Raw genomic sequence first — 22,548 nt, forward strand, 5'->3', positions numbered from 1 at the left:
AGAGAGAGAGAGAGAGAGAGCGCACGTGAACGCTCCACGCCAAGCATCATTTCGCAACATACGCCGGACCGACGGATTGCGGGTTGACATCGATTGCCAGCTCGTTGCAGCCGATGGGACAACGGAGGATCACGCCCTGTGGTTTGCATTCAACAGGCCAGTCCTGACGGACGATGATGCGTTGGCGGTGGCCCTGTCCACATTGTGTGGCAAGGCCTACCAAAGCATCCATATGGAGCTGGCACCATCTGAGGGCATCCTTCGGCAGGTGGAGGCTTTCATCTCTGCCACGGTGTCCACTGTAGGAACTGGCACGGCTGTGGGTGTGCGCCGTGAAGGTCATGTGTTGAGTTTCAGCGGCGGCTTTGATTCCTTGGCGGCGCTTTCCTTGATGCCGGAAGGCACAGACCTGGTGTCCATGGATTTTGGTGGCCGATTTGGCCGGGAGCGCACCTTCTTTGAGAACTTTGACACCACCATCGTCTCGACCAACCTCCTCGATACGCCGCTGAAGAAGAACTCGTGGTCATTCATGGGTTCCGGAGCCATCCTGGCCAGTGCACACCAAAGGCGTGCGTTCCACACCTTTGGCAGCATCCTGGAAGCCGGTTCGGACAACTTGCGGCGCAGCCCCGTGGCCGCCTCCGGTGCAACATTTCCGCCCTTCAAGGCGGCTGGGTTCGAGAATGCGCCGTATGTGCTCGGCTTGACGGAGATCGGAACCCTTTTTGTCTTGGCGCGCTACCAGCGCGAACACATTGGAAACTCATTGTTGTCCCTGGCCAGTCCGGGTGAGGAAAAGCTCTACCGAAAATACGTGCTCGCCAAGATTGCCGAAGACCGGCTGGGAGTGGAGCTGAATATCCCGTCCGTGCCCAAGCCGCCTCGTCCGCACTTTGAGTTTGGCCAGAACTTCGCCTCGGACTTCCTGTCGATCTACGTGGCCAAGCATGCCGGCCACAACGTTGCCAACGACATGCTCCGGGACATCCCGGATGAGATTCTCAATCTCGGGTCCAGGCTCGACCTGACCTTCTATGAACGCGCCAACAGCACGTTGTACGAAAAGTTTCCCACCCGCCTCATGGGCGGGCTGGCAGACAAGCTGGCCGGCGCCAAGATGCCGTTCTACGTTGAACGGGACTGGATTGAGTTCTCACTCATACGCGAGACACTGGGGAAATATTACCCGGCGGTCTTGGTTTAGCAAATGGTTGCCCTCTTGTGCCCTTGCATATATGCAAGGGCACAAGGATGCAAGCAAGGACCTCGACGCTAAGCCTTGACGACCAGCTTCCACAGTGAGGTGATCTCCCGTGACCGTGCGTCGAAGAAGGGGTCGCTGCGGTCCATGGAGCGCGGGTGGCGTGGCTCGGTATCCAGCCTGTCTTTGACTTCCAGCCCGTCCTTGTCGATCCATTGGAGCAGCTCTTCACGTGAGCGCAGGCCGAGGTGTTCGGCGAGGTCCGAGATGATCAGCCAGCCCTCTCCTCCCGTGTCCAGATGCTGTGGCAGGCCCGTAATGAAGGCCTTGAGCATGCGGCTTTTGGGGTCGTACACGGCGTTGTCCAACAAGGTGTTGGCGGTGCCCGGCAGCCACGGCGGGTTGCACACGATCAGCGGTGCCTTGCCTGCCGGGAACATGCTGACCAGGGTCGGCTCGACGATGGTGGCCAGGCCGAGGTTCGCCAGATTTTCCTGCGCGCAGGCGATGGCCCGGGGCTCGGTGTCCGTGGCAATCACTTTTTTGACGCCCCGCTTGGCCAAGATTGCGGCCAGCACGCCGGTGCCGGTGCCGATGTCGAATGCCAACTCCGTGGACGGCAGCTCCGCCTCATCCACCAAGGCCAGGTACTCGCTGCGGATGGGTGCGAACGTACCGTAGTGCGGATAGATGATGGCGTCGAGTTCCTGCACGAACACGCCGTTGCGGCGCCACTCGAACGCGCCCACCGCGCCGAGTACGTCCTGCAATGGCGCGACCGTTGGCTCGTCGACATCCCCAGCGGCAGCGCTCCACGCCTCGCTGACATCCGGGGCCCTTCTCAACGCAACTGCCGGGCCCGGTTCCAACGGGACCAACAACAGCCCGAGCATCCTGGCCCGCTGTGTCCGCCCCTGGCGGTAGCGGTAGAACGCTTTGGCGACATCCTCGCCGTCGGACTTGGAAAAGGTGGGCAGGCGGCGGGCCATGGCCGAGAGCAGCTGGCGGGCATTGTGGTAGTCGCCCTGCCACAGCATGGCTGTGCCCTGGGCGGCGAGGCGATAGGCGTCGTCGGCGGTGAGCGAATCATCCACGGCGGCGAGCTTCTTGGGAGCGGCGGCACCGCTGGCGGAGAACCAGCGGGCGGTGTGTTCGGCGCCGTCGTGGGTCCAGCTCACGGTGGGGGTGGGCTGTGTGCTGGACGGCTCGGTGCTCATGGGTGGAGGGCTCCTTGGGATTGCCTGCGGGGGCTAGTGTTGCATGGGCGCAGGCGGTTTGACTGACGCTCCAGTTTAGCTGGTGGGGCTGGCGAGGAGGTGTAGCAGATGTTTGTGAGCCTGGTCCAGGATGGGTTGTGGCTGTGGTCCTTCCTGCCATCGAGCCGGTCCGCCTTCTTGCCACGCTGCCGCGCCGTCGTCAACGACCAGCAGCACCATACAGTGACAGGACGTAGGCCAAGTCCGGATCATCATGATGAAGCGAACTGGCGTGGCGGCACTACGCCGGCTGTGCAGCTTCTCGTCGGCGAACATCTTTCCTGAGTTGACTGACCCTCCCGCTGGAAATACCAAGGAGGGCAGCTGCGTCGTTCGCGGTGATGTGGTTGACGAGGAGCAGCTCCACCACTTCCCGGGCATCCTTGGCAGCTTCTTCCTGAGACTTCTGTGCGGCCAGTTTGGCTTGGCGAGAGCCGCGAATCCTGGCTGCAAGTTCCTCATCAGAAAGCTCGAGGTTTATCCTCCAGTTCGCATGGTCCACATCAGGGTTGACGGTGTCAAGGTAATCACGCACTTGGGCAGGCGCATTGGCGAGCGTGCGCACCCGGGTGATGTTGTCCTCATCAATTTCCAGTTCCCAGCCTCCATCCCAACGGGTACAGGTGACGGTGATGCTGTTCACGATCCTTGTCCTTCCACTTCTGCAATTGCCTGAAGAGCATTCCGAGTGACGCCTGGAGACACTTCCCGAGATTGCGTGATGACTACTGGTCGGGAGGGCGCCGGATGCGTCCGCTTCTCGTGCTCTCCCTTGCCCTCGGACACCGTAAATCCTGCCGCAACCAGGAGTTTGACCAACTCCCGGTATGTCATCGACTTGGTCATACCACTGATCATAGTCCCCCTAAAGTGTTTTGAATAGGAGCCCTAATTCGCTTGTCATGAGGTTCAGTCTCGACGGAATCCACCACCCCGGAGCACTGGAGGTACTAAAAAAACACGGCGATACGTGGTGTGGTGTCGGGGAAAGTTGGCCTTACATGTTGCACCAGTAGGCGCGGCACTCTGGAGCCAATTCGAGGCACTGATCCCACCAGTGTTGGAGAGCATCCGCTGGGCTGCCACCGGCCCCGGATACCTAAGCAGGTCGTGTTCGACAAACTCGTTCAGGTCCTCGCCCGGGGAGCCGCCTACGAGAGAATATCCGACAGCAGCTGCTCGGCCACGACCATCCGACGACGGCGCGATGCGTGGATCATCGCCGGCATCTTCACACCGCTGGAGCAGATCGCATTGGAGTCCTACGACCGCATCGTCCGACTTGAGATGGAGGAGCTGTCCGTGGACGGATGCCTGGTGAAGTCTCCCTGCGGTGGTGAAGCATCAGATCGGTCCCCTGCGGACCGCGGCAAGCAGGGCACCAAGCGTTCGGTGCTGGTCGAGGCCTGGGGTATCCCGCGCGGAGTTGAGATCGCCGGGGCAAACCGCCACGACTCGCCCCTGCTGCGGCCCACCTTGGAGAAGCTCTCCCGATTCGGATTCTTCCTGCCCGAGGATATCCGGGTGCACCTGGAGGCAGGGTACGACTCAAACAAAACTAGGGACCTCCTCGAGGACCTTGGCTGCGAAGGTCACATCGCGACCAAGGGTGTGCCTGCCCCGATCCAAAACACCTCCCGCTGGGACACCCACCCAACACGCCGAATGGATGGCCATGACCGCCGACACCCTGCTGGCCCAGTCAGTGATAGACCGGCTCACCCATGGCGCCCACACCCTCGTCCTCGTCATCCAAGGGCCCTCCTGGCGCCAACGCACCACAGGAAACCGGCGCCCCACTCTTGATGAAAACAAGGCGACAGGCAATGCTAAATAACAATAAAGAGTGGTCCTGTACTCGTGGCAACGCAGGGCTCCCACCCGCAGGCAAGCGACACTCTGGAACAATCCCCGGCAAGGAGGCTGCCGCGAGGGCGCCAAACTTCCGCCAGTCAATGTCCGGCAAACCAACAACCTGGCCACTCCGGCGACGAATGCCCTGTCGTGGTTTCTTAGTTTTGAGCGACGAAGTGCAGGGACATGATCATGCGCCGAATGTCCTTGTACTCGTCTGTTCCCATGTAGGCAGTGAGACGGGCTTGTCCGGTCGAGGTAGCATCCACGCCCGGCAGGGCCAAATCAGGCGCAATGAAACGGTTGAAGAATCCCCCGCTGCGTTCGGTAAAGGAGAAACCCGTTTTCGCCATGCTTACAAGGTCCTGTTGTTCTTCGGGATAATTTGTGATGCCCATGGTGGCACCCCAACCCTTGACATCCTGCACTGCTTGGAAGGCGTAGTTGTTGCTCCCTCGAGCTGTTTGTTTGCTTTCCAGACCGGGCGTGGGAAGACGTTCCAGCAGTACGTATGGGTTCGTCTCAGGCATTACCGGGGCGCCGAAGATTACTCCTGTATATAAGGTGCCCATGACAACGCCATCAGAATTTCGGATCTCAAGGCTGACACCGGCTGGCGTGGTGGGATCATTGGCTTGTGATTCCAGCGGATGGACTGTCCACTCTGGATGATGCTCAAATTCCATCGCACGGTCATCGGTGACTGTCGTGGTCCATGGTCCGACCACAAATTCCCGTAGGTACCCATCGGTGGGCCCAAATGTCATTTGTGGGCGGACCGCCTTGTCACCAAAGTCAAAGCTGAACACGATGGTGTTGAGTGTGCCCTCCGCTACGGCAATGGCGATGAACGCCCTCTTCACCGCAGCATTAAGGACGGCCAAGGACGCCTCGGTGGTAGCTTTTCGAGTTAGGTATTTGCCGATTTGGTCATCGATGTCGAGACCAAATGTTAAGCAATTGGCCAATGCCACCAAGTCAGTTTTTGACGAGGGATCCTTATCACTGGAGGTGGCCGCACAATCATTGATTTTCAGGAGAACAGCCAGCCACTGCAACGATTCCTTGTCGCCGCCGTAGGAAGCCGCCCCGATTTCGATCAGGTTGTAGACGCTGGCTGCCGCTCCCAACATCCAATGGGAGCCAACGGTCAACAGCTGGCCACCGTGACTGCCGATGTCTCCCCAGGCCCGCATCAGATCTTTTTTGGCATAGCGGAAAGTGACAGTCTCAAAGGGTAGGATTACGCTCGACTGCATGCTGAAAACGTCCGGTCCGCGAAGCTCTTTTTCCGTCCATTTCATCTCGTTGGTCACAAAACCCTGCCAGTCAACGCCCCCAGCAGGGTCAGAGGTTCTCTCGGGGGGCCCTACGGTCCTGGCTGCAGAATAGACCATCGCCGGGTAGTTCCGGTTCATGGTCGCCTTGACCACGAGTTCTTCTGGGTCCCCGGTCCCGCCCACGCACCACTGAAGAACATCCAGCTTGTTGTCGAAGAAGGTCATGTCTGCCCACTCCGGCACCGTCCCGTCACACGTTGGCTTCTCTGTAAACGTGCCCGTGAGAAGGCCGACTCCATGGATGACCGTTTCAAGAAAGCCCCACAACGAGAAGTGGTCGACGTGTGCGGTCAGCGTCTTGCGGTCCGGAGACAATTCTGTCTTGACCGGCACCCAAACCTTGTCAGCTTCGTCAAAGTAGGCAACGGTGCCGAGAACCCCTTCTGGCAGTCCCTGCTCTCTTTCGAAGGAGACCACGGCACCCGACTCCGGAAAGTTGCCATTTGGTAGCCCGAGTTCCACCTGGTCATGGACCTCGACAGCCTCTGAGAACCCCGCCACCTTGGCGTTTTCGGCCTTGCGCTTCTCCACCGTAGGCAAAAGCTCAGGGTGCCCCGGAAAACTGACTTTAACCTCGCCACCGGAGTCCGTGGAAACCCGTGCTATACCCGGCTCACTCTTGCCCGCGGGAGTGCACCCGGTCACCGAAAGTGCCACAACCACAAGGATCACCGTTGCTTTAAACAGCGCGTGAATGGACGTTTTTAAGTCCTGCGACGGCAGATGGATGGTTCCCCCTATTTGGCATGCGGTCTGTAATACTGCATGAAATGACTTGTTGAGGCCACAACAGTTTGTTGCAGCCCTGTTTCTTCCTGCCAGGCTTAGCGCAGGCCGACCTTGCGGGTCAGTGCCAGCTGCAGCAGCTCGTCAATGAGCTCCGGGTAGCTCAGTCCGGTCGCGGCCCACATCTGCGGGTACATGGAGCTTGGCGTGAAGCCAGGCATCGTGTTGATCTCGTTGATGATCAGTTCACCCGCTGCCGTGTAGAAGAAGTCCACGCGGGAGAGGCCCTCGGCACCGACGGCGTCGAACGCCAAGGCGGCCTGCTCCTGGATGCGTGCGACATCAGCCTCAGGCATGTCGGCCGGGCAGCTCAGGTGTACTGCGTTGCCTTGGACGTACTTGGCCTCGAAGTCGTAGAAGGCGTGGTGTGCGCCGTCCACCATGGCGATCTCTCCGGGCAGGGACACGCGCGGGGCGTCGCTCCCCCGGCCTTCGAGGACGGCGATCTCAATTTCGCGGCCGACGATGCCGGCCTCGATGACGAGCTTGAGGTCGTGCTCGCGTGCCTCTGCAATGGCGGCATCCAACTCGTCGAGGGAGTCGACCTTGGAAATGCCCATGGACGAGCCCGCCCGGGCGGGCTTCACGAAGACGGGGAAGCCGAGGGCCTCCACACGTCCGCGCACCTTGGCCGGATCAACCGTCCATTCGCGGTCCGTCACGGAAATGTACGGGCCAACGGCCAATCCCGCAGCCTCAAAGACGACCTTCATGAAGTGCTTGTCCATGCCAATGGCCGACGCCAAAACGCCCGCACCCACATACCTGGTGTCGCTCAGCTCGAGCAGCCCCTGAATGGTGCCGTCCTCGCCCCACGGACCGTGCAGCAGCGGGAACACCACGTCCACGGCGCCCAGTTCCTGCGGCACCTGGGCAGCTTCGGAGACCACCAGCTGGTGCCCGCCGCCCAGGTGGGCCAGGGAAACAGACTGCCCCCCCGCCGCAACCTCCGGCAGGGCACCATTCTTGAGGGACCAGCCCTCGATCTCCTCGCCAGCCAAAACCCACTGGCCGTTTTTCGCAATACCGATGGGAACGACGTCGTACTTCTCACGGTCAATGGCACCCAGCACGCCGGCGGCCGTCACACAGCTGACCGCGTGTTCGCTGGAGCGCCCGCCGAAGAGGATGGCGACGCGAATGGGCGCAGTTGTGGCGGGAGAATCAGTAGTCACGCGTTAGTCGCCTTCGGATTTCAATTGGCGGGCCAGAAGGAGCGGGCCCAGATCATCGACAGTCAGTTTACCCTCAAGGACGGCAACCACGGCGTTCGTGATGGGCATATCGACGCCCATCTTGGCGGCCAGGTCCGAGACGGCACGGCCCGACTTGATGCCCTCGGCGGTCTGCGTCATGCGGTTGTTGACCTCATCCAGTGTGAGGCCCTCGCCCAGCATGCGCCCGGCGGTGTGGTTGCGGCTCAGCGACGATGAGCACGTGGCCACGAGGTCGCCCAGCCCGGCGAGCCCGGCCATGGTCTCGGCGCGCCCGCCCAGCGCCAGCGCCAGCCGCGTGGTCTCGGCCAGGCCACGCGTGATGACGGAGGCCTTGGTGTTGTCGCCAACCTTTTGGCCCTCGCAAATGCCCACGCAGAGTGCGATCACGTTCTTCACGATCCCGCCGATCTCCACACCCACCACATCGTTGATGGTGTAGGGGCGGAAATATGTTGGCTTGCAGACGTTCGCAACCCACTTGGCCGTGTTCTCATCCGTGCAGGCCACCACCGAGGCGGTGGGTTCCTGGCGCGCAATTTCCATGGCCAGGTTGGGCCCGGAGACGACGACGACGCGGTCCGCGGTCAGGCCGAGTTCCTCCTGGATGACCTGGGACATGCGCTGGTCTGTGCCCAGCTCCAGCCCCTTCATCAAGCTGACGACGACGGAGTCCTTGGCTATGTGTCCGGCCCACCCACGCAGCTGCTCACGCAGGGTCTGGGCGGGGACGGCCAGGACCACGAGCTCGGCGTCCTTGAGAACTTCTACGACATCCGTGGACGCGGAGATGTTCTTCGGCAGTTCTGTGGTGGAGAGGTAGCGGGGGTTGCGGTGGTGGTTGTTGATCTGGTCGACGACCTCATCGCGGCGGCCCCACAGGACGATCTTGCGCTCCGTGCCTTCGGCGGCGTCACCGAGGATCTTCGCGAACGTGGTCCCCCAGCTGCCGGCACCCAATACCGCTGTCTTGACCGGCGCATTGCCATCCACATAGCTCACTGGAGGTCCCCATTTTCTGTTGTTCCGGCGTCGTGCTTGGTTTTGTTCTTGGCGTCCGACTTCGTGGCCGGCTTGGCATCGGCGCCGCGTTCGACGAAGCGGCCGTGGCTTGCCTGGTGGTGCGCGGAAGGGTCCCAGCGCTGTGCCGGGGCCTTCTCTCCGCGCAATCCCTCGAGCATCTCGGTGATGGCCGCCATGATGACTTCGGTCATGGCCTCGAGCGTGGCCTTGTCCGCGGTGCGGCCTTCGAAGGCGCTGAGGTCCACGGGGTTGCCAACCACCACCTTGACCCGCTTGCGCGGGAAGATCTTGAATCCCTTGGCGTAGCGGGGGAACACCTCCTGGGCACCCCAGTGGACCACGGGAACCACCTTCGCGCCGGTGCCCAAGGCGAGCCTGGCGGCACCGGTGCGCCCCTTCATGGGCCACAGCTCTGGGTCCCGGGTGAGCGTGCCTTCCGGGTAAATCACGACTGCACCTCCGCCGTCGAGCACTTCCTGCGCAACCGTCAGGGACTTGCCGGCACCGGCACCGCTGCGCTCCACCGGGATCTGGTGGGCACCACGCAGGGCCGCACCGAGCACGGGGGTCTTGAAGAGCCCGTCCTTGGCGAGGAAGTGCGGCATGATGTTCTGGTTGTAGAGCATGTGGCCAACGACGATCGGATCGATTTCGGTGCAGTGGTTGGGGACCACGATGAAGCCCTCGTCGCGGGGCAGGCGTTCCAGGCCGTGCCACTCCTTGCCGATGAGGACGTTCATGATGGGCCTGGCCACACCGGCCAGGAGGCCGAAGAACATGCGGGTGCCGATGGTCATGCCCTTGGGCTTGTAGGGGCGCTTCTGGTGCTCCACTGGTTTCCCGCCTACTTGCTTTCCTGGACGTCGAAGTCGGCGCCGAGGGAGTCAAGCTTGGCGGTGAAGTGCTCGTAGCCGCGGCTGATCACATCGATGCCGGTGACGGTGGAGGTACCCTCGGCGGCGAGGGCCGCGATCATGTGGCTGAAGCCGCCGCGGAGGTCCGGGACGTGGATGTTGGCGCCCTTGAGCGGGGTTGATCCGGAAATCACGGCCGAGTGGATGAAATTGCGCTGGCCGAAACGGCACGGGATGCTGCCGAGGCATTCGCGATGGAGCTGAATGCTGGCGCCCATCCTTGTCAGTGCTTCCGTGAAGCCGAAGCGGTTTTCGTACACGGTTTCGTGGACGATGGAGACGCCCTCGGCCTGGGTCAGTGCCACGACGAGGGGCTGCTGCCAGTCCGTCATGAAGCCGGGGTGGACGTCTGTTTCCAGGACCAGCGGCTTCAGGGCGCCGCCCTTGTGGAAGAAGCGGATGCCGTCGTCTTGGATGTCCATGCCACCGCCGATCTTGCGGAACGTGTTGACGAACGTCATCATGTCGCGCTGACTGGCACCCTCGACGTAGATGTCACCGCCCGTGACGAGTGCGGCCGAGGCCCAGGAGGCTGACTCGTTGCGGTCCGGCAGGGCGGTGTGGTCGTAGCCGGTGAGCTCGGTGACGCCCTCGATGCGGATGGTCCGGTCCGTCTGGACGGAGATGATGGCGCCCATCTTTTGCAGGATCGCTATGAGGTCGATGATCTCCGGCTCGGTGGCGGCACCTGTCAGTTCGGTGATGCCCTCGGCCCGCGTTGCGGACAGGAGGACCTGTTCCGTGGCGCCGACGCTGGGGTACGGCAGGTTGATCTTGGTGCCCTTGAGGCCCATGGGTGCTGAGATGGAGATGCCGCTGTCGGTTTTGTCCACAACTGCACCGAATTGGCGCAGGACTTCCAGGTGGTAGTCGATGGGACGGTCGCCGATCTTGCAGCCGCCCAGGTCCGGGATGAAGGCGTGCCCGATCGAGTGGATCAAGGGCCCGCACAACAGGATGGGGATGCGTGAGTCACCGGCATGCGTGTTGATCTCGGCGGAGGTGGCCTTTTTGGCGTTGGCCGGGTCCATGGTCAGGTCACCCGTGACAGGGTCCTTGTCCACAGTGATGCCGTGAATCTGGAGCAGCGAGGTGACAACCTCGACGTCCTTGATCTCCGGCACATTGCGCAGTGTTGACGGCGAGTTGCCCAACAGTGCAGCCACCATCGCCTTGGGAACGAGGTTTTTGGCACCGCGTACCTGCACACGTCCCCTAAGTGGAACACCACCACGGACTGTCAGAATTCTGCTCATCGTCATCTAAATCCTCTGCTACATGCTGTGCACCCGTTGCCGTCCGGGGTTGTCCCGGGGCCCGCCGGCGCCTCCCGGTACATGCCAGTTCATGCCGGGGCTCCCCCGGTATGGTCCGGGGCTTCGTCTCAAGCATAGTTTCTCCCCATCTGGATGCGTAAATGCGCCGCGGTCGTTGTGGTGGATGCCTCGCTGGGAATGGGCTGCAGGCTCTTCCCTGGCCACCTGCGCCATCATGCGCATCCACGGTCCTCGGCGTTGCGCATGACCGCGCTTCGGGCAGTTGCTTCGCCGGCCGCGGGCACTGGAACGGGCCGCCCCTGCAAAATGACACCGATCCCGCTTTCTGATCCCGCCATCCCGTGATCAGAAAGCGGGATCGGTGTCAGAAATTGCCTGCCGGAACTTCTCGAGTTATCCCGCCGCGGCTGGTGCTCCTTGTAGACCCACAACCACGGCAAAACACGTTTCACGCTCTGCCGTGCGTCGCGTTGCACCACAACCCACGGCACGGTGGCTTTTGGCGACAGGGCTTATCGGCTGACCAACTGCTGGGCCCGCTGATGGGAGACGCCAAGAACCGTGCCGATGTCGCGGACTGTTACACCTTGACGCCGGAGGACAAGAGCTGCGGCCCGTCGTTCCCGGGCAGACTCGGCCTTGAGCTCTTCAGCCTTCGCGGCCAGGGCGGCGGCCTCGAGTAAATGGGCAGTCACTTCCGGGGTGTCAATGCTGACTTCTACGTTGAAGTCAGACTCGGGGCGTCCAGTGAGCTGCGAAGCCAAGTCCCTGGCCATGACTGGGATCTCAGCCAGGTTGCGGGCTTGTGTGTAGAAGTTTTCAATGTCATCGGACGTTACGAACCAGAATCGTCCGTCCCTGACAGCCGTCACATGTAGTGTCACTGCGTGTCCTTTCCTTCAGCCTGCTTGATGATCTGCTTGGCGAGCATCTCGCCGATCTCGTTATGGCGTGGAACTTGCGCGGTGTTCTCCCCTCACATCAACGCGAGTATGACGACTGCCCTCCGTGGCGGTGTACTCGACTCCGAGCTCCTTCGCGATGCACTTGAGTCTGTTCAGGAGATCACGTCGTTTCATCATCACAATTTCAGTCTAGAGACCTCTAGACGTGACTGACAAGAGCTGACTAGACACCACTCCGGAAGCTGCACTTTGAGCATTGTCGACGAGGATGCGAAAACTGCGTATGGCGAGGGGCTGCCCAAGGCGGGCCGGCGCTGGGAGGCGGGGTCCCGGCGTCGTACATTAACGGCGGACACGCAAAAACCGGCCCACCCCCGAAGGGATGGACCGGCCTTGGTGCGGCGTTCTTTGGTGCGCAGGAGGTCCTTATCTTCAGTTCGCAGGGACCCTGCGGGTCCGGAGAACATACACAGTACCGGCGGAGAGAACTCCGAGCAGGACCAGCGCCCACCAGGGGAAGCCCACGACAGTCGCTGGAGTGTTTGCAGTTGGTAGTGTGGCATCCACGCGTTCGGCTGTGACAAGGATGCGGTGTGAATTGATGCCGAGCGGGGTGCAAGTGACGAGAGTTAGCAAGTCGCGGCCGACTTCTGGTCTCAGGGTTTCCGTCTCCGAAGGCAGCACCACCGAAGAATTCTGCACTTGGTAGATGGTGGTGCGGCCATAGACGTCAACTTCGATGGTGTCGCCCACCTGCAATTTGTCCAGGTGGGTGAACAAGGTGGCCTGCGGCAGTCCACGGTGGCCAGTCATGACCGCATGCGTGCCTGTACCACCCACCGGCAGCGCTGTACCTTGGAGGTGTCCCGCGCCTTGACGCAGGATATCCGCACCCGTGCCATGGTAAACCGGCAAGGTGAGGTCCAACTTGGGGATGCGCAGTCGGGCCATGATGCCGTCGCCTGACGGTTCTAAAAGGTCCCAATACGGGTCATCCGTTTTGACCGTCTCGTCCTGAATCGCCGCAAATGGATCAACGATTCGACTGCCGTCCGCCAGTGAGGCGTTGTAGTTCACGGCTGCCTGCAGAGCGGCCGCGCGTTCCTGGGGATGCAGTGCCTCGACCGTTTCCACGTAGCGCCCGGATTCTTGCCCCTGTCCCATAGCGGAAAACCAGCTCGCCGCCGACGGGTAGAGCATGATGCAGGCGCCAAGGAACACCAGCAGCGCCGTTCCCAAGGAGAGCAGCGCAATGCGACGCCGGGGAGCTTGGTGGGCTGCCCGGCGTCGTTCATTGTTGCTCACGGGAGAGGCCTTGGCGCGGTCAATTTGTTCCCTGTTCTAGGCCGAAGTGCCGCCTATGCCTGGCTGGTGCGGCGCTTGCGAGCCACAGCCAGCAGAACACCACCGGCCACTAGAACCAGCCCACCGCCGAGGAACACTGCGGTTCCGGTGCTGCCTGTCAGAGGCAGCATGAAGGCTGGAACCTGGGTGTTGGAGATCTTCACGACCACTGCAGCGCCAAGGTCTCCCTCAGCGACGACGGCCTTGATGGGCGTGGAATCAAGCTTGTAGCCCAGGGGTGCCTTGGTTTCCACGAGTTCGTAGTCCCCGGCCTTGAGCCCGTTGACGGTGAAAGTGCCATCACCGGAAGCAGTAGTGAAGATGTTGTCTCCGTCGACGACGTCCTTCAGCGGACCGGCAACGCGGCCGCCCGCGCTGTCGAGGGCATACAGTTCAAATTCGGCGCCGGCCAGGAACTTTCCTTCGTCCTCGGCTGCATGCTTGAACACGGTCAGCGCACCCCATGAAGTGGTGACTTCATTTGAGTTGAACGAGTTGGCGGGATCGTTGATGAACACCTGGGCCTGGTTTTTGATGGCACCGTCACCGAGAGAGACAACGGAGGTGGTCAGCGTAACGGTGACGTCCTTGCCCTGGACTTCGTGCAGCTTGGCCAAGCCGTCCGGCGTGAAGGTCAGGGCAAACTCCTGGCCCGTGGCACCGAGGGTGTAGTCCCCTGCTTCAAGAGCCAAGCTGTCAACGGTTACGGTTGCCGAGGCATACGCCAGGCGCCCGTCCAGTGAATCGGTGATGCCGAAGGCTGTCAGCTCAGTGGCTGCGGGGAGGGCCGGGACCTGTGCCTTGAGAGTGTAAGTCACAGCGTCGCCGATGACATGCGCCTTGGAGTCATCCATTTCCTTGATCAGGCCGGTGACAGTGTTCTTGGGGTAGACGTGAACGTCATAGTTCCAGTCGTTGTCCAGGGCCAGCGGGATGGTCACCAGGAACGGCTCGCCGTGGAAGGCGATATTGTTGGTGCCTGTGTTGGTTTCCGTCACCAGGTACAGGCCAACTGGCAGGTCCGTGAACGCTGCGACACCTTCGCCGTCCGTGATCAGCGGCTTCGCTGCACCTGTGAGGTTTTTTTGAGCCTGGGCAACTGTGTAGCCCTCCAGCTGCTGCCAGTTGGCGGAGTCCGCGAGGTCAATGCCTACCTGCTGGACGCTGAAGGTGACTCCAGGGATCGCCGTCAAGCCGGTGGTGTCCACTGCCGTGCCGTCATGCACCAAGCCCGTGGGAGTGTTGGGCTCCTGGAACTTGTGCACAGTGATGGAGCCCTTGGCTTCCGGGTCGATGTTCTGCGCGGCAGAAGCCGGTGCAGCACTGCCAAAGGCCAGCGCGGCACCAACGGCGACTACGCCGAGGGTCGAGGCCAGACGGCCCAGACGGCCTCGCAGGGTGCGGGGGTTGTTCAAAGACATGACGAAACTTTCTTGTTCTGGTTCATGATGATCGATTTTTTGGGCCCGACGGCAAAGATGCCGCCGTACAGATAGATTTGGTTAGTCGTTGCCGGGTGTCCGACGGCGGCGAACTGCCAGCGTGGCCCCGCCCACGGCCACGGCGATGATGATCCCGCCACCGGCCAGATAAGGCCATGATCCGGATCCACCGGTCAGCGGCAATTCATAACGGACAGCGTCGCGGTTCACGAACCGGTAGACCTCACTGCCGTCAGCGGCAACGGACACAGCAGCTTTCGAGTCTTCCCAGTTCGCGGGATCAGCCAACTGGCTTTCAACCGCAGGGTCACTTCCGGTAAAGCGCTGCAGTGCCAGCTGGGTGTACCCGCCAACCGTGCCACTTTCACTCAGTTCGTAGCTATGGCCGGGGCGCACTTGGATGGTGTTGCGCTCGGTAACCGCGCTGGAACCCTCCACAGTTCCAACGCTAAGGCCGGGAACGCCGTCGTGCGGTGTGGCGGTCAGGTTCCAGTCCTCGGGGACGCCGGTGCCGGTGCCGTTCGTGTTTTCGACGAATTTCAGGATGGACAGCTGCGCGGTACGGTTCGTTGCGGTACAGGTGATTTTGGAGCCGAGAGGCGGGATCAGCGTGCCATTGATCCCTTCGCGTGCACCGACTACGCCTGTGACCGGGTTCCCCTCGCCGTCCATGGCTACGCAGCTCCAAGATCCGGTAGAGCGTGTGGAAACAAGTCTGTCCTCCGGTGAACGGGAATCATCCTGAACGTACAGCGGAGACCCGCCAGACTCTGCCAGATGGAGTTTAACTCCGGCGGTAACGTTGTGCTTGACACCGGTGGTCCCCGAAAATATCCCGTCGCCGGAATCCGCAATGGCTGTCAGCATCCAATCTGACGCGGATGCGGCGCCGCCGTGAACATTTTTGGCCAGCGTCAGCTCCGTGGAGCATTGAATCGTGTTAGTGACAGTGGCAATGTTCTGGCCTGCTTTGAGCACCATGCTGCCGGGCAGGCTCGATTCGACACCGCCTGCGGGCATCAATGTCTGACTGTCCACGGTGCATCCTGGCATCGACGAGGCAATCGTCATGGTTTCGGCAATGTCAATTACCTGGCCAGCCGCATGGCCCACTTTTTCCTTGCCCCATTCATGGCTCGCCGCCGGACCATTGTGTGCCAGCGTGAGTTGGGCTTCGAGGCCCTTCGGTTGTTCACCGTGTTGGTATTCGGTGCCATTGACGATCCACTGCTTCTCGACGACGAGGCTGGCCGCAGCCGGATCATTGCTGAAAATGCAGTTGATGGCGGGCGTGCCTTGTCCAGCCACGATGGCCGGAATGGTGACGCTGCCCGCTGTGCCTTGCGTCAAGGCTCCAAGGGCCTGTTGGCTGCCATTGGGATAGCTGGCTGTGCATTGATAGCTACTGACATATTCACCCATGACAGACGCTGAACCCGCTGCCATCGCCTCGCTGAAGAAGTACACCTGACCAGGAGCCACTGTCATTGGTCCGACTGCCGCCACTTGAACGCCTACTTCAGCGCCGCTGGTCGTTGCTGTTCCCACGGACTGTCCGCTGCTCAGCAGGGTCAAGGTGAACTGGTCAGCGGCTGCAACACGGGTGGAAACACTTTTTTGGATGGTCAGCGTTGGCGTGCTGATCTGCAACGGATGATCTTCAACTTCGCCCGTTGTCGTCATGCCAGTGGGCGAGTCCACCCCGGCCTGATTGGCGGCGATCCGCAGGCGTAGGAAGCTTTTGTCCTGGCCCGGAGTGGTCTTGACGTCCGCCGGCACGGTCCATGAAAGGGTGACGGAGGCTCCTGTGCATTGGACGGGAGCCGAGCGCTCATTGGCGTCAAATTTGCCGTTGACGTTCCAGTCGATCCAGCCAGCGACATAGCCCGGTCCGGTGCAAGCAACAGTGTCCAGCGTGTAGTTTTGCCTCGGGACAACCGAGACCCTGCCCAACGGGGCAATGGCGTCCTCATCATCAACGCCAGAGCGGTCATCAGCATCAGCACTGATACTGGGTTGGTGATCAATGTCCGAGTCGGTGAGCGCACCCAGTCTGGTTCGTGGCTGTTTTGGCGTGCCCAGAACAAACGTGTTGTCGGACACGTTCGTTCCGGTGATGCCCTCCGGGAGATTATCTCCTCCAGTCCAGTCACGTGCGAACAAGGCCCCGGCCGAGCCATAGCTCTCGGGTGCGTCACCAAAGTCAGACTCCAACACCGTCCCCAGAGCCACCGCACTATTACCGCCCCCCTTCATCGTGATCTTGGCACTCGTGGCGCCGTCCAAATAGCCGATAGCCATCGGACCGCCGACATTCTCAGGGCTGGGTGAGCACTCGTTTCCCTTCGGACGCATTTCAAGTGTCGAGCCCGTGCGCTTTGCGATCAGGGCCGTGGAGCAGCCAGGGGCCCGGAGACGTTCGATGATGCGCCACGTCGATGGTGCATTGGCTGGTATTGGTGTGGCTTGGATATATTCTTTGTCCCCACTTGATTCCGCGTCTGCAACAACTAGTCCGCCAAGCGGAACGGCAACCGGCATGAGCTCGCCAATTTGCAGGGACGCTGAACATGTGACTTCAAAGCTGACCAGAGCACCATCCTGAGCGTTCCTCAGCGCGTAGACCATCTGGTTCTTGTCGCCTGATCCCCCCGTGTTGTACAAGTTATCAAGGGAGTCACCTTTCCAGGATCCGGAACGGTACGCCAAGATAGGCTTGCTAATCTTGTCAATCTCGCACGTGGTCGTCAGGCGCTGGCCGTCAATAATGCGGGTACTGCTTGCCCTTTGCTTGTTCACGACACCGGCGCCGTCCGTCCCCCATGTGATCCAGTCGATGGCGCCCTTGTAGAGGCCGCTTCCACCGGGCGCAAATGCTGCCTGTGCGGGTGCGGCACTTGTGAGGGCCAATGGCGGAATCGCGATCATCAGGGCTGCTGCCATACAGAGCGCAAAGAGAAATTTTCTAGCAAGGGAATTCTTGTGCAGTACGTGACTGCGAACCTTCCCCCAGGACGGTTCTTTGTAATGCATGCGTGAAGCCTGTTTCTATGGTGCGGTGACACGGTGCAAGCGTTGAGAGTCTGTTCCCCAGAAATCCAGCCGACCAGTGTTGCGGGTTGTATGTAATGAAATCCGCCCATGAAGACTAGCCAAAAGGACTATGGGCAACTAGCCATAAGTATAGTCATGGCAACGCAGGCAAAAATGGCCATATGCTCATTTCTGACTGCGTTCGTACTCACACGGTGAGCCATGCAGCAGACGACTGGCCTCCGCCGGGCATTGCACGGTTGGCCATGGCTCCACCAATACCTTTTCAGAGCCTGGGAAGCCGGGATAGGGAGTGGGGTCGGTGTCAGAAATGCGTCGAGCACGGATCAGCATCCAACTGAATATGGCAACGACGCGCCAGCGGAAGGCGAGGGGCCGCCCAAGGCGGGGCGGCGCTGGGAGGCGGGGTCCCGCCGTCGTACATTAACAGCGCAGGCGATAGGTGCGGACACGCAAAAGCCGGCCCACCCCCGAAGGGATGGACCGGCTCAGCGATGCGGCGAATAGTTAGACCTTCACCGGCAGCGTGGTGGGTTTGATCGACGGGCGGGTGGCCTCGAACGCGGTGATGTCCGGTTCGTTGCGCAGCGTCAGGCCGATGTCGTCCAGGCCCTCGAGCAGGCGCCAGCGGGTGTAGTCATCGATTTGGAAAGGGGCGACGACGGTGCCGGCCGTGACCATTTTCGCGACCAGGTCGACCGTGACGTCGGTGCCCGGAGCATTTTCCAGGACCTTCCAGATCAGCTCAATGTCGTCCTGCGCCAGCTCGGCGGCGATAAGTCCCTGCTTGCCTGAGTTGCCGCGGAAGATGTCGGCGAACCGGCTGGAGAGGACGGCCTTGAATCCGTAGTCCTTCAGCGCCCAGACGGCGTGTTCGCGCGAGGAGCCCGTGCCGAAATCGGCGCCGGCAACCAGCACCGAACCGGCCGTGTACGGCTCCTGGTTCAGGATGAATTCCGGGTCCTTGCGCCAGCTCGAGAACAGCGCGTCCTCAAAGCCGGTGCGCGTGATCCGCTTGAGGTAGACGGCGGGGATGATCTGGTCCGTGTCAACGTTGCTCTGGCGCAGCGGGACACCAATGCCGGTGTGGGTGGAAAACTTTTCCATGGTGAGCTCCTTACGCTACGTTGCTGGCTGCGGCGCCGGCGGTTTCGAGGTCCGACGGCGAACTGAGAGTTCCGCGGATGGCGGTCGCGGCTGCCACAACAGGAGAGACGAGGTGCGTGCGTCCACCCTTGCCCTGGCGGCCCTCGAAGTTGCGGTTGGAGGTGGATGCGCAGCGCTCGCCCGGTTCCAGCTGGTCCGGGTTCATACCCAGGCACATGGAGCAGCCGGCGAAGCGCCACTCTGCACCGAAGTCCAGGAACACCTTGTCCAGGCCCTCGGCCTCGGCTTCCAGGCGGACGCGCGCTGAGCCGGGGACGACCAGCATGCGGATGTTCGGGTCCTTTTCGCGGCCGCGGATGATGTCCGCTGCGGCGCGCAGGTCCTCGATGCGGGAGTTGGTGCAGGAACCCAGGAACACCGTGTCGACACGGATGTCCTTCATGGGGGTGCCGGCTTCCAGATCCATGTAGGTCAGTGCGCGCTCGGCTGCAGCCTTGGCGTTTTCATCGCCAAAGTCTTCGGGGAACGGCACGGTGTCGCTCAGGGACACGCCCTGGCCCGGGTTGGTGCCCCAGGTGACGAACGGTTCCAACGTGTTGGCGTCAAGGAAGACCTCGGCGTCGAATTCGGCGTCGTCCTCTGTTGTGAGGGACTTCCAGTACTCAACGGCGCCGTCCCAGTCTGCGCCTTCCGGAGCATGGGCGCGGCCCTTGAGGTACTCGAAGGTGATCTCATCGGGGGCGATCATGCCTGCACGGGCGCCGGCCTCGATGGACATGTTGCACACGGTCATGCGGGCATCCATGGACAGGGCCCTGATGGCCGAGCCGCGGTATTCCAGGACGTAGCCCTGCCCGCCGCCGGTGCCAATCTTGGCGATGATGGCCAGGATGATGTCCTTGGACGTAACGCCCGGGCGCAGCGTGCCTTCGACGTTGATGGCCATGGTCTTGAACGGCTTCAACGGCAGCGTCTGGGTGGCCATGACGTGCTCCACCTCGGAGGTGCCGATGCCGAATGCGAGGGCACCGACGGCGCCGTGGGTTGAGGTGTGGGAATCGCCGCACACAACCGTCATGCCCGGCTGGGTCAGGCCCAGCTGCGGGCCCACCACGTGGACGATACCCTGCTCGGCGTCGCCCAGCGAGTGCAGGCGCACGCCAAACTCGGCGCAGTTGTTACGCAGCGTCTGGATCTGGGTGCGGCTGGTGAGATCGGCGATCGGCTTGTCGATGGCCAGCGTGGGGGTGTTGTGGTCCTCCGTGGCGATCGTCAGATCTGGGCGGCGCAGCGGGCGGCCAGCCAGGCGCAGGCCCTCGAAGGCCTGCGGTGAGGTGACTTCGTGGATCAGGTGAAGGTCGATGTAGAGAAGGTCGGGCTGGGCGGCGTCGCCCACGCCTTCGCCCTGGCGGACGACGTGGTCACGCCATACTTTTTCAGCCAGCGTCTTCGCTTCTTTGCGCGGGGCAGACGGTGCCACCGCTACTGCGTCGGGTGTGGATGACTCGCTCACAGCAGCTCCCTTCATAGGTGAACCCTCTTTGCCGTGGCGCTCTTCACATAGAATTGGAAGGGTCCGCCCGACGGGTTCGTTCGTTTGTATGGTCCTACTGTCCCAGCCCGTTCAGCGCGGAAGCCAGCCAGCCGATTTGCATCTCACATGCTGAGACGGCAATATCATTACATGGACAACTCTAGTGGCGTTGGCGTCATTGATAAAGCGGCTCTTGTGCTTGATGCACTGGAAGCCGGCCCCACCACCCTGGCTCAGCTTGTTGCAGCAACCGGTTTGGCCCGGCCCACCGTGCACAGGTTGGCACTAGCCCTGGTACATCACCGGTTGGTTAGCCGCGACATGCAGGGCCGTTTTGTGCTCGGCACCAGACTCGTCGAACTGGCCTCGGCCGCCGGCGAAGACAGGCTGATTGCCGCCGCGGGACCTGTTTTGCTGCAATTGCGCGACTCCACGGGCGAGAGTGCACAAATTTTCCGCCGCCAAGGCGATTCACGTGTTTGCGTCGCCTCCGCCGAGCGCCCGATCGGCCTGCGCGACACCATTCCCGTCGGCACGCAGCTGACCATGAAGGCCGGCTCCGCCGCACAGGTCCTGCTGGCATGGGAAGATCACGAGCGGCTTTTGGAGGGCCTGCACAACGCACGCTTCACACCCACCGTTCTTGCTGGTGTTCGACGGCGTGGCTGGGGTCAGTCCCTCGGCGAACGTGAGCCCGGGGTCGCCTCGGTCTCCGCTCCGGTGCGCGGCCCCTCCGGCCGGGTCATCGCGGCGGTGTCCATTTCCGGACCCATCGAGCGCCTGACCCGCCAGCCCGGACGCCTGCACGCCGAGATCGTGTGCAACGCTTCCCGCATCTTGACCGAGGCGCTGCGCAAGAGCTCCTAGCCCTCCCCTCCTTGGATCTGTGTCGCAGTTGTTGCATCTCGATCAACCTAATCTGATTGATTCGCATGCAGCAACTGCGGCACCGATTTATTGTGGGCCGGGTTGGTCCTTAGTAGCGTGCGAAGTTCTGCACGCCCATGGACAGACCCGCATATGACCCTTTGGTGTAGGACGCGTAGCCAAACCCAAAATCCGTGAAGTTGGGGTTGAGCATATTCGCCTTATGCCCGGACGAGTTGACCCATGAATCAAACATGGTCTTGACACTGGTGTTGAGGGCAACATTTTCCCCGGCCCCAGTCCATCCTGCCGGGTAGTTGTTGTAGAACGTCTGGTTGTGCCAGTTTCCGGCCCAGCTCGGGGAGGAACAATCGACCAGGAGGTGGTCGGCCCATTTTTGCGACCAGATAGCCAAGTTCGGGTTCCATTTCAAGGCTTTGAGCTTGTTCTTCGCACGGTAATCATTGATCAGCTTGAACGATTCCGCGACCATCGGGTCTGATAGTGAGGGAACCTTGCTTGGGGGTGCAGCCACCACCGCCGTTGCTTTACTGGTCTTCGCCACCGATTTGTACCCGGCCTTGGACCCGGTCACCCGCACCGACATGGTTTTGCCACGATCCGCAGAACCCAACGTCAACGACGACGCCGTCGCACCCTTGACAACCACGCCGGAGCGCAGCCACTGATACTTCAACACCGTTCCTGACGTCCAGGTCCCGGGCGTCGCCGATAATTTCTTCCCCACCACAGCAGAACCGGAAACCGTGGGCACCGGCGCCACCAACGCACCCGCGGCAACAGCAGCAGTCACCTTGCTGGTCTTCGCCACTGACTTGTACCCGGCCTTGGAGCCGGTCACCCGCACCGACATCTGCTTGCCCATATCCGCCGAACCCAACGTCAACGACGACGCCGTCGCGCCCTTGACAACCACGCCGGAGCGCAGCCACTGATACTTCAACACCGTCCCTGACGTCCAGGTCCCGGGCGTCGCCGATAACTTCTTCCCCACCACAGCGATACCGGAAACCGTGGGCACCGGCGCCACCAACGACCCCGCAGCCACAGCCCCTGTTGCTTTGCTGGCCTTCACCACTGACTTGTACCCGGCCTTGGAGCCGGTCACCCGCACCGACATCTTCTTGCCCAAATCCGCCGAACCCAACGTCAACGACGACGCCGTCGCCCCTGAAATCGCCACACCGGAGCGCTGCCACTGATACTTCAACACCGTCCCCGACGTCCATTTACCGGGCACCGCCGTCAGCTTCTTCCCCACCACAGCGATACCGGAAACCGCGGGCACCGGCGCCACCAACGACCCCGCAGCCACAGCGGGCGTCATGCCCAGGAACCCAATCATCAGTGCCATGATGACGGGAAGAAGCAGAACTCGTTTCGACAGCGACGCGCGCATGTAGTCT

17 protein-coding genes and 1 pseudogene are annotated in these 22,548 nt (G+C 61.6%); 3 read left to right on the plus strand and 15 right to left on the minus strand.

Annotated features, from left to right (window positions below; translation table 11 throughout):
- Positions 1-25: 25 nt before the first annotated feature.
- Positions 26-1,207 carry a hypothetical protein gene (locus art_RS06010; protein WP_157875172.1) on the plus strand — a complete coding sequence of 394 codons (1,182 nt, stop codon included), beginning with the start codon at positions 26-28 and terminating at the stop codon, positions 1,205-1,207.
- 68 nt (positions 1,208-1,275) lie between these two features.
- Here the strand turns inward: art_RS06010 and art_RS06015 are convergent, their stop codons facing one another.
- The 3 genes from art_RS06015 to art_RS23280 all read right to left on the minus strand — a co-directional run bounded on the left by art_RS06015 (position 1,276) and on the right by art_RS23280 (position 3,318).
- The gene (locus art_RS06015; protein WP_038463176.1) at positions 1,276-2,421 is read right to left on the minus strand and encodes a class I SAM-dependent methyltransferase; all 1,146 of its coding nucleotides are present in this window, start codon (positions 2,419-2,421) and stop codon (positions 1,276-1,278) included.
- Positions 2,422-2,701: 280 nt separating this feature from the next.
- Positions 2,702-3,103 (minus strand): hypothetical protein, encoded by a 402-nt coding sequence (locus art_RS06020; RefSeq protein ID WP_038463179.1) that lies wholly within the window; start codon positions 3,101-3,103, stop codon positions 2,702-2,704.
- Positions 3,100-3,318 carry a type II toxin-antitoxin system HicA family toxin gene (locus art_RS23280; protein WP_367643765.1) on the minus strand — a complete coding sequence of 73 codons (219 nt, stop codon included), beginning with the start codon at positions 3,316-3,318 and terminating at the stop codon, positions 3,100-3,102. Before art_RS23280 ends, art_RS06020 begins: the two co-directional genes overlap by 4 nt.
- A gap of 133 nt (positions 3,319-3,451) precedes the next feature.
- Between art_RS23280 and art_RS22145 the strand changes: the two are divergent.
- Positions 3,452-4,089 (plus strand): annotated as a pseudogene (locus art_RS22145) (transposase); the annotation flags it as partial.
- Positions 4,090-4,472: 383 nt separating this feature from the next.
- Here the strand turns inward: art_RS22145 and art_RS06030 are convergent.
- The 11 genes from art_RS06030 to leuC all read right to left on the minus strand — a co-directional run bounded on the left by art_RS06030 (position 4,473) and on the right by leuC (position 20,200).
- Positions 4,473-6,311: a hypothetical protein gene (locus art_RS06030; protein ID WP_162182038.1), complete on the minus strand. Its 1,839-nt coding sequence runs from the start codon at positions 6,309-6,311 to the stop codon at positions 4,473-4,475.
- A 167-nt stretch (positions 6,312-6,478) separates the two neighbouring features.
- On the minus strand, positions 6,479-7,615 hold the full coding sequence (locus tag art_RS06035; RefSeq protein ID WP_038463184.1) for a D-alanine--D-alanine ligase family protein: 1,137 nt from the start codon (positions 7,613-7,615) through the stop codon (positions 6,479-6,481).
- A gap of 3 nt (positions 7,616-7,618) precedes the next feature.
- Positions 7,619-8,656, minus strand: coding sequence for an NAD(P)H-dependent glycerol-3-phosphate dehydrogenase (locus art_RS06040; RefSeq protein ID WP_052136058.1), 1,038 nt, complete (start codon positions 8,654-8,656; stop codon positions 7,619-7,621).
- On the minus strand, positions 8,653-9,456 hold the full coding sequence (locus art_RS06045) for a 1-acyl-sn-glycerol-3-phosphate acyltransferase (RefSeq protein ID WP_082000527.1): 804 nt from the start codon (positions 9,454-9,456) through the stop codon (positions 8,653-8,655). The genes art_RS06040 and art_RS06045 overlap by 4 nt, the downstream gene beginning before the upstream one ends.
- Before the next feature lie 65 nt (positions 9,457-9,521).
- Positions 9,522-10,847 carry a UDP-N-acetylglucosamine 1-carboxyvinyltransferase gene (gene murA, locus art_RS06050; RefSeq protein WP_038463187.1) on the minus strand — a complete coding sequence of 442 codons (1,326 nt, stop codon included), beginning with the start codon at positions 10,845-10,847 and terminating at the stop codon, positions 9,522-9,524.
- Positions 10,848-11,380: 533 nt separating this feature from the next.
- Positions 11,381-11,752 (minus strand): helix-turn-helix domain-containing protein, encoded by a 372-nt coding sequence (locus tag art_RS06055; protein WP_038463190.1) that lies wholly within the window; start codon positions 11,750-11,752, stop codon positions 11,381-11,383.
- A 453-nt stretch (positions 11,753-12,205) separates the two neighbouring features.
- Positions 12,206-13,078 (minus strand): class C sortase, encoded by an 873-nt coding sequence (locus art_RS06060; RefSeq protein ID WP_052136059.1) that lies wholly within the window; start codon positions 13,076-13,078, stop codon positions 12,206-12,208.
- 53 nt (positions 13,079-13,131) lie between these two features.
- The gene (locus tag art_RS06065; RefSeq protein WP_038463193.1) at positions 13,132-14,538 is read right to left on the minus strand and encodes a SpaH/EbpB family LPXTG-anchored major pilin; all 1,407 of its coding nucleotides are present in this window, start codon (positions 14,536-14,538) and stop codon (positions 13,132-13,134) included.
- 81 nt (positions 14,539-14,619) lie between these two features.
- Positions 14,620-17,592, minus strand: coding sequence for a CshA/CshB family fibrillar adhesin-related protein (locus tag art_RS06070; protein WP_157875174.1), 2,973 nt, complete (start codon positions 17,590-17,592; stop codon positions 14,620-14,622).
- 528 nt (positions 17,593-18,120) lie between these two features.
- Positions 18,121-18,720, minus strand: coding sequence for a 3-isopropylmalate dehydratase small subunit (leuD, locus tag art_RS06075; RefSeq protein WP_038463199.1), 600 nt, complete (start codon positions 18,718-18,720; stop codon positions 18,121-18,123).
- A 10-nt stretch (positions 18,721-18,730) separates the two neighbouring features.
- Complete coding sequence (gene leuC, locus art_RS06080) at positions 18,731-20,200, minus strand: 3-isopropylmalate dehydratase large subunit (protein WP_038468974.1); 1,470 nt, start codon at positions 20,198-20,200, stop codon at positions 18,731-18,733.
- Between the two features lie 204 nt (positions 20,201-20,404).
- On the opposite strand from leuC, the gene art_RS06085 reads away from it, so the two are divergent.
- On the plus strand, positions 20,405-21,121 hold the full coding sequence (locus art_RS06085) for an IclR family transcriptional regulator (RefSeq protein ID WP_038463201.1): 717 nt from the start codon (positions 20,405-20,407) through the stop codon (positions 21,119-21,121).
- A gap of 109 nt (positions 21,122-21,230) precedes the next feature.
- On the opposite strand, the gene art_RS20895 is transcribed toward art_RS06085, so the two are convergent.
- A complete protein-coding gene (locus art_RS20895) occupies positions 21,231-22,541 on the minus strand; it encodes a CAP domain-containing protein (protein ID WP_052136060.1) in 1,311 nt (436 codons plus the stop codon).
- Between the last annotated feature and the right edge of the window lie 7 nt (positions 22,542-22,548).

It is taken from the genome of Arthrobacter sp. PAMC 25486, from assembly GCF_000785535.1.
In the GTDB taxonomy this organism is placed as follows: Bacteria; Actinomycetota; Actinomycetes; order Actinomycetales; family Micrococcaceae; genus Specibacter.